Below are 7,884 nucleotides of genomic sequence, written 5' to 3'. Positions count from 1 at the left end.
GAGAGCATCTGCCTTACAAGCAGGAGGTCATAGGTTCGAGCCCTATATCCTCCATAACCCGGAAGAGAATGAAGGTTACTTCATTCTTTTTGTTTTTGAAAAATATAATGAGCATATTGACGCAACCAAGAAATTTTATTTTTTGGCAAATAATTGTTGCAATTTGTTATTCATCAGGTATACTATTGAATGTGCTTTTGATTTGCTAACACGACCCGTTGGTCAAGTGGTTAAGACATCGCCCTTTCACGGCGGTAACATGGGTTCAAATCCCGTACGGGTCACTTTGGAGGATTAGCTCAGCTGGGAGAGCATCTGCCTTACAAGCAGGAGGTCATAGGTTCGAGCCCTATATCCTCCATAACCCGGAAGAGAATGAAGGTTACTTCATTCTTTTTGTTTTTGAAAAATATAATGAGCATATTGACGCAACCAAGAAATTTTATTTTTTGGCAAATAATTGTTGCAATTTGTTATTCATCAGGTATACTATTGAATGTGCTTTTGATTTGCTAACACGACCCGTTGGTCAAGTGGTTAAGACATCGCCCTTTCACGGCGGTAACATGGGTTCAAATCCCGTACGGGTCACTTTGGAGGATTAGCTCAGCTGGGAGAGCATCTGCCTTACAAGCAGGAGGTCATAGGTTCGAGCCCTATATCCTCCATCGTTCTAAGACTACCGGATTACGGTAGTCTTTTTTTATAAAAAGAACGAATAAATTTCTTAATCGGTTTAAGTCCTGAGAGGATCCACTAGTGGAGATGCCTGGTAACCGAATAGCAATTGTCTATAGAGGGGGACTATTATGGAAAAACGTTTATTTACTTCAGAGTCGGTGTCTGAGGGTCATCCGGATAAAATAGCTGACCAAATTTCTGATGCGATTTTAGATGCAATTATTGCCCGGGATCCGACTGCTCACGTAGCCTGCGAGACAATCGTAACTACGGGTCTGGTCTATGTTTTTGGTGAGATTTCGACCAGTGCCTACGTCAATATCCAGCAGATTGTGCGTAACACAGTCTTGCGGATTGGTTATGACAAGCCGGAGCTTGGCTTTGATGGCAATAACTGTGCCGTCTTGATCGATATTGACGAACAGTCGCCTGATATTGCAGACGGAGTCGACAATTCGCTTGAAGTCCGTGAAAAGGCGACAAAGACGGATCAACTGGATCAAATTGGGGCAGGTGACCAGGGGCTGATGTTTGGCTTTGCCATCAAGGAAACGCCGGAATTAATGCCGCTGCCGATTTCGCTGGCCCACCGCCTAATGCGGCAGGTAGCAAAATTGCGCAAGGAGGGCACGCTGTCGTGGCTGCGTCCCGATGCTAAGGCCCAGGTGACCGTTGAATACGGTGACGATAACAGACCAAAGCGCGTTGATACCGTGCTGATTTCAACTCAAACAACCGCACAAGTACCTAACGATGAAATTCGGCAGGCAATGATTGATTTAGCGGTTAAGAAGGTTATCCCATCTCAGTACCTGGATGCTGAGACGAAGTATTTAATCAATCCTTCTGGGCGCTTTGTTATTGGTGGGCCCAAAGGGGATGCCGGTCTTACCGGTCGCAAGATTATCGTTGACACGTACGGGGGTTATGCCCGTCACGGTGGTGGCGCCTTTTCGGGTAAGGATCCGACTAAGGTCGATCGCAGTGCCAGTTATGCGGCTCGCTACGTGGCCAAGAATATCGTGGCGGCCGGTTTAGCATACCGCTGCGAAGTTCAGCTCGCTTACGCAATCGGCGTTGCTAACCCGGTATCAATCATGATTGATACCACAAAGACGGGAACGGTCAGCGATGAGTTGTTAACACGCGCAGTCCGTCACGTCTTCGACCTGCGTCCAGCAGGCATTATCAAGATGCTTGACCTGCGCCGCCCGATTTATGAACAGACAGCAGCATACGGTCACTTTGGTCGGACCGACATTGATTTGCCCTGGGAGCAGACCGATCAGGTTCAGGCGCTTTTGGATTTTATCAAGAAAAACAAGTAATTTGGGGGAGCGGTAATTTTGAAAAAAACGAATGTGGCGGTAGTGACGGTTGCAATCTTCATGACAACGTTTATGACGGCAATTGAAGGGACAATCGTTTCAACGGCGATGCCGACGATTGTTTCAGACCTCAACGGCCTGGAAATCATGAATTGGGTTGTTTCAATCTTTTTGTTTATGACCGCTGTTTCGACCCCGCTATACGGGAAGTTAGCCGATAGCATTGGCCGCAAGCCGGTGTTCTTGTTCGGCATTGTCCTGTTTGTCATCGGTTCGGCTCTTTGCGGACAAGCCAACAACATGGTTGAATTAATCCTCTTTCGGGTCATTCAGGGCCTCGGGTCCGGTGCGGTGCAGCCGGTGGCGATGACCATCATTGCCGACATGTATCCGCTGCATAAGCGCGCCAAGATGCTGGGACTAAACTCCGGCTTTTGGGGTGTTGCGTCAGTTATTGCGCCGCTGCTCGGGGGCTTCATTGTTCAGCAGCTGTCCTGGCACTGGGTCTTCTACATCAACGTTCCGATTGGTCTAATTGCCCTGGCTTTGGTCATGGTATTCCTAAACGAGCCTAAGACCAAGAAGAAGGCCAAGTTGGACGTTAAGGGGACATTTTGGCTGGTTGTTTTACTCTTGACCCTGATGTTCACCCTGCAGGAGCTGAGCACGCTCAGTCCGCTCATTCTGCTCGTTCTAGCTGCAGTCGTAGTCGTCAGTGCAGTCATCTTCTATCACGAAGAAAAGCGCGCAGAGGACCCGATAATGCCGTTGTCGATGCTCAAGGGCAGAGAGTTCCTTGCGCTTAACATGATTACCCTGCTGATTGCCGGTGTAGTCATCGGTTTTGAATTTTATATTCCCACGTGGATGCAGGGGATCAAGGGAACGTCAGCCACTTTGGCCGGCTTTGCGGTCACGCCGAGCTCGGTCATGTGGGTGGTCGGTTCCTTCCTCATCGGCGGGATGCTGAGCCGCTGGGGCGTGCGCAGAACCTTTAACGGCATGCTCACCCTGCTTTTGGCCGCGGACTGCATGCTCCTCGTCGTGCCGCTCCACACGCCGTTCTGGGTCTTCTGCATCATTGCAGCGATGAATGGTATTGCATTTGGTTCCATCCTGACCGCCTCGCAGGTGCGTTCCCAGGTTTTGGTTTCGACCGCTAACATCGGTGTTGCAACGTCCTTTAACACGCTGATGCGCTACCTGGGGCAGACGATGATGGTCTCGATTTACGGCATTACCTTCAACACGGTTGTTGCAAGTCAGTTAGCCGGGCATCCGAATTTGACCCAAGGCATGATGAATAAAATTGTTTCGGCGGCGAAGGCCCAAGAATTAGCTGCTAACTTGATTCCGCAGCTGCGGCAAGTTCTATTCAGTGCATTGAAGGGCGTTTACGTGGTCTCCCTTGTAGCAATCCTTATTTCGTTTGTTTTCAATTTTACGTATAAAAAACGGCAATAAAAATATCTTAAATAAAAAGGATCCGCTGATGTGATAGCACACCGGCGGATTCTTTTTGGTAAATTTAGGGTGGCAGTTTTTTCTAATTGATTGGCGGGCACAACAGCCTGCAAATATAATTGGGTCAGGATGTGGCCATTAATGCATGGACACAGAAATTTGTGCTATATTGAAACAGGAGAGTAGAAAGAGGCAGCTGCGATGGAGCAAATCAAAAAAATATTAAGTGGTGAAATAAAAACGTCGGCGACGATTGTACCTGAGGAATTGCGGCAGAATTACGTCCCGCATGGTTTTAAAGGCGGACAAAATAACATCAAGGCCCTGTTTGTCGTGGGCGAACCGCGCAAGTACAGCCTGACTTATGACCTGGTCAATACGGCGATGCAGCACCTGGAACAAAACGGCTGGATGGTCGAGCTGCGTGACCTCTATGACCTTAATTTCGACCCGGTTTTACACCCTGCTGAATTTTATTACGTCAAGGATGGATTGGGGCAGGCGCCTGCATACCTGGCCCAGGAGCAGGCATTGGTGCGGCAAGCAGACGTCGTGGTTTTTGCTTATCCCAACTGGCACGATGGACCGATCAGCATTGTGAAGGGCTACATCGAAAAAGTCTTTGCGGCGGGTTTTGCTTACAAGGACGGCCCCAACGGACCGGCAGGCCTACTGGCCGGCAAGCATCTTTACACGATTATGAATTGCGGCTATTTGGGCGGGGGCCAGGGCTATGTAGGCGATGGCTGCGGCCAAAACGATCAATTGTGGGACCAGTACATGAAGGCCTTTAAGGTCTTCGACGATGATACGGCCCAATTTTGGGGGATGAATAACGCTGGGCGCTTTGTCAATGACCGCCGCCCGCAAAATTTTGCGTCTGGCTACCAGGAGCAGCTAACTAGCCTGCGTGCGATCCTAAAGGAACACATAAAGCGTGATTTGCTGGATGTGGTTAAACCCGGTTGAAATTGCAGCCAGAAAACACGAATGAGCTGCAGCAAAAAAGATTGCGTCTTCATAAGTTGAAAACTGCAATCTTTTTGGTTTTTAATATGACCTATTTAGAACCGTTCTTCGAAGTAGAAGTGGTGCAAAAAGGAATAGCCGATGAGCACGAAGGTGATGCCTCCTAAAAGCCCGCCGACCACGTCGGACGGGTAGTGGACGTGGCTGAAGACGCGCGTGTATGCAATCAGCAGCGGGAAGCAGGCCCAGATGATGCAGAGTACCGTTTTGGCTGCTCGGTTTTTAATTATCAAAATGGTTAGGACAATCAAAACACCGAAAAGTGCGGCGCTGCCGACCGAGTGGCCCGAGGGGAAACTGTAGCCATCCGCACGTACCAGGTGGTGGACCGGTGGGCGGTGGCGTTCAATCGCATGCTTAAGAATCCAGTTGTAGCCGTTGGCCGCAATCATCGTGCCCGCCGTGAAGAGCGCGTAGGCATACTTCCTGAAGATGACCAGGATGACGACCAGAATGATGGTCTCAAGCACAATCACGCTGGTGTTGCCCAGGTTGGTAAACGTGGTGGCAAACTTAACGGCCGCCGGATTGTTGTTGCAGATGACCCCGATCAGGGTGTGGTCAAACTGGTGAATGAACCGACTACCGCTGGCAACGAGGACGGCCCAGACCGCATATAGCACCACAAAAATGGCCGCCGGGATGATTGTGTCTTTTTTTTCTTCGTGTGTCGTATACAAATAACTTTCTCCCTTTGTTTTTTTTAGCATTTGTGGTAAATTATAGTCATTATCGGTCAAAAAATAAAGGTCGGGAATTAGTAGCAATTTTATTTTTCCAAAGAGAGGAGCCGGTGGGTGCGAGGCTTGAAGGATGGATTGTGAACTGAGCCCGGTTAGTTATCTAGCGTTTGCTATCCGCGTTAAGGGGCGTTAAGAGTCACGCGTGCAGCGTGAAACTTAGGTGGTACCGCGATTATTCGTCCTATGAAGAATTTCATAGGGCTTTTTTTATGAGGTGAATAAGAATGTACAATCACAAGGTGGTCGAACAGAAGTGGCAAAAGTATTGGGACCAAAACCAAACATTCAAAACGGGCACTGACCCGAAGAAGAAAAATTATTACGTGCTGGACATGTTTCCGTTTCCGTCGGGCAAGGGTCTGCACGTGGGGCACCCAGAAGGCTACACCGCAACGGATATCGTGGCGCGCATGAAGCGCAGCCAGGGTTACAACGTTCTGCACCCGATGGGCTGGGATGCCTTTGGCCTGCCGACGGAGCAGTATGCGCTGCAGACCGGCCAGGATCCGGCTGTTGTTACCAAGGCCAACATTGCCAACTTTAAGCGTCAACTCAACAAGCTGGGCTTTTCCTACGACTGGGACCGGGAATTGTCAACCGCAGATCCGCGGTTCTATAAGTGGACCCAGTGGACCTTCGAGCAGATGTACAAGCATGGTCTCGCCTACGAGGCGGAGGTCCCGGTCAACTGGTCGCCTGACCTCGGAACTGTTGTTGCTAATGAGGACATTGTTGATGGCAAGACGGAAAGGGGCGGCTACCCCATCTACCGGCGCAACATGAAGCAATGGGTGCTGCGCATTACCAAGTATGCTGACCGCCTGCTTGCCGGCCTGGACAAGCTCGACTGGCCGGAAAATATCAAGGAAATGCAGCGCAACTGGATTGGACGCTCGGTCGGGGCGCAGGTGACCTTCAAGGTCAAGGATGCTGGTGAAACATTTGATGTCTTTACCACACGGCCTGACACCCTGTTCGGTGCCACTTATGCGGTTCTGGCCCCGGAAAACAAGCTGGTCCAGAAGATTACGACGGATGCACGCCGCGGCGACGTCAACAAGTACATTAAGCAGATTGAGTCCAAATCTGACCTAGAGCGGACCGACCTGAACAAGACCAAGACCGGCGTCTTTACCGGTGCGTACGCAATTAACCCGGTTAATGACCAGGCGATTCCAATTTGGATTTCCGACTACGTTTTGGCCAGCTATGGTACCGGGGCGGTCATGGCGGTTCCAGCACACGACACGCGCGACTACGAGTTTGCCCAAAAGTTTAATTTGCCCATCAGAGCGGTCATCGCGGGCGGCGATGTTTCTAAGGAGGCCTATACGGGTGATGGCGTCCACGTTGATTCCGCCTTTTTAAACGGATTAAGGGTCGAAGAGGCTAAGCAGAAGATGGTGGAGTGGCTTGAAGACCACCACGTGGGTCAGAAAAAGGTCAACTACAAGCTGCGCGACTGGGACTTCAGCAGGCAGCGCTACTGGGGCGAACCGATACCGGTTGTTCACTGGGAAGACGGCGAGACCACGCTGGTTCCGGAGGACGAATTGCCACTCGTTCTGCCGCACGCAACGGACATCAAGCCGTCGGGCACGCCGGAAAGCCCGCTGGTCAACCTTAAGGATTGGGTCAACGTGGTTGACAAAAACGGCCGCAAGGGCAAGCGCGAGACCAACACGATGCCTAACTGGGCCGGTTCTTCATGGTACTTCCTGCGCTACATCGACCCGCATAATGATCATAAATTGGCAGACCTAGACAAGCTCAAGCAGTGGCTGCCCGTTGACCTGTATATCGGCGGGGCCGAGCATGCCGTCCGCCACCTGCTGTATGCGCGCTTTTGGAACATGGTGCTCTACGACTTGGGTGTTGTGCCTAACGAAGAGCCGTTCCAGCGTCTGTACAACCAAGGCCTGATTCTGAAGGGCCACGAAAAGATGTCTAAGTCGAAGGGCAACGTGGTTAACCCGGACGACGTGATTGATGAGTACGGTGCTGACAGTCTGCGCATGTACGAGATGTTCATGGGCCCGCTTGATGCCTCGATTGACTGGGACGATAATGGCCCGGCGTCGACAAAGAAATTCTTGGACCGCATCTGGCGTTTGTTTGTCAATGACCTTGACCTCAAGGCGATTCCACAGGCCAATATTGTCGATGAAAATGACGGCACGCTGGACAAGGTTTATAACGAGACGGTCAAGAAGGTTACCGAAGACTTTGATGCGCTGCACTTTAACACGGCAATCTCACAATTGATGGTCTTTGTCAATGCGGCCCAAAAGGCTAAGACCATTCCGCGGATATACGCAGAGGGGTTCATTACCATGATTGCGCCGATAGCGCCCCACATGATGGAGGAAATCTGGCAGATTTTCGGTCACGATGAATCAGTGACGTTTGCAAAGTGGCCAAGTTATGATCCGGAAAAACTGGTTGAAGCAACGGTTGAAATGATGGTCCAGGTTAACGGCAAACTGCGTGGCAGCTTTACCGCACCGAAGGATGAAAATAAGGAAGAACTGGAGAAAAAGGCCCTGGCTATTTCACACGTTCAGAAGTTTTTGGCCGACAAGGAAGTCAAAAAGGTAATCGTTGTGCCAAACAAGATTGTCAATATTGTTGCCAAATAA

Annotated in this window: 5 protein-coding genes, 4 tRNA genes and 1 riboswitch; of the genes, 8 read left to right on the top strand and 1 reads right to left on the bottom strand. The window is 50.4% G+C overall.

Annotation, left to right across the window (positions count from 1 at the left end):
• The first annotated feature begins 212 nt into the window (after positions 1-212).
• The 7 genes from AC2JF6_RS02030 (at position 213) to AC2JF6_RS02000 (ending at position 4,442) form a co-directional block, all read left to right on the top strand.
• A tRNA-Glu gene (locus AC2JF6_RS02030) sits at positions 213-284 on the top strand.
• A gap of 4 nt (positions 285-288) precedes the next feature.
• A tRNA-Val gene (locus tag AC2JF6_RS02025) sits at positions 289-361 on the top strand.
• Between the two features lie 158 nt (positions 362-519).
• Positions 520-591: transfer RNA gene (locus AC2JF6_RS02020), tRNA-Glu, on the top strand.
• Positions 592-595: 4 nt separating this feature from the next.
• Positions 596-668, top strand: a tRNA-Val gene (locus AC2JF6_RS02015).
• 61 nt (positions 669-729) lie between these two features.
• Positions 730-812: riboswitch (SMK box riboswitch) on the top strand.
• Positions 810-2,009: a methionine adenosyltransferase gene (gene metK, locus AC2JF6_RS02010; protein ID WP_500729085.1), complete on the top strand. Its 1,200-nt coding sequence runs from the start codon at positions 810-812 to the stop codon at positions 2,007-2,009. Its footprint overlaps the riboswitch before it by 3 nt.
• A gap of 18 nt (positions 2,010-2,027) precedes the next feature.
• Positions 2,028-3,473 (top strand): MDR family MFS transporter, encoded by a 1,446-nt coding sequence (locus AC2JF6_RS02005; protein ID WP_500729084.1) that lies wholly within the window; start codon positions 2,028-2,030, stop codon positions 3,471-3,473.
• A gap of 201 nt (positions 3,474-3,674) precedes the next feature.
• Positions 3,675-4,442, top strand: a complete 768-nt coding sequence (locus AC2JF6_RS02000; protein WP_500729082.1) for an NAD(P)H-dependent oxidoreductase — start codon at positions 3,675-3,677, stop codon at positions 4,440-4,442.
• Positions 4,443-4,537: 95 nt separating this feature from the next.
• Here the strand turns inward: AC2JF6_RS02000 and AC2JF6_RS01995 are convergent, their stop codons facing one another.
• Entirely contained in the window at positions 4,538-5,212 is a 675-nt protein-coding gene (locus AC2JF6_RS01995) for a phosphatase PAP2 family protein (protein ID WP_500729080.1), read from the bottom strand.
• Between the two features lie 257 nt (positions 5,213-5,469).
• On the opposite strand from AC2JF6_RS01995, the gene leuS reads away from it, so the two are divergent.
• Entirely contained in the window at positions 5,470-7,884 is a 2,415-nt protein-coding gene (leuS, locus tag AC2JF6_RS01990) for a leucine--tRNA ligase (RefSeq protein ID WP_500729078.1), read from the top strand.

Source organism: Lactobacillus sp. XV13L (assembly GCF_059900875.1).
The sequence above is the reverse complement of the archived record's forward strand: the minus strand, read 5'-3'. Positions and strand labels throughout refer to the sequence as shown.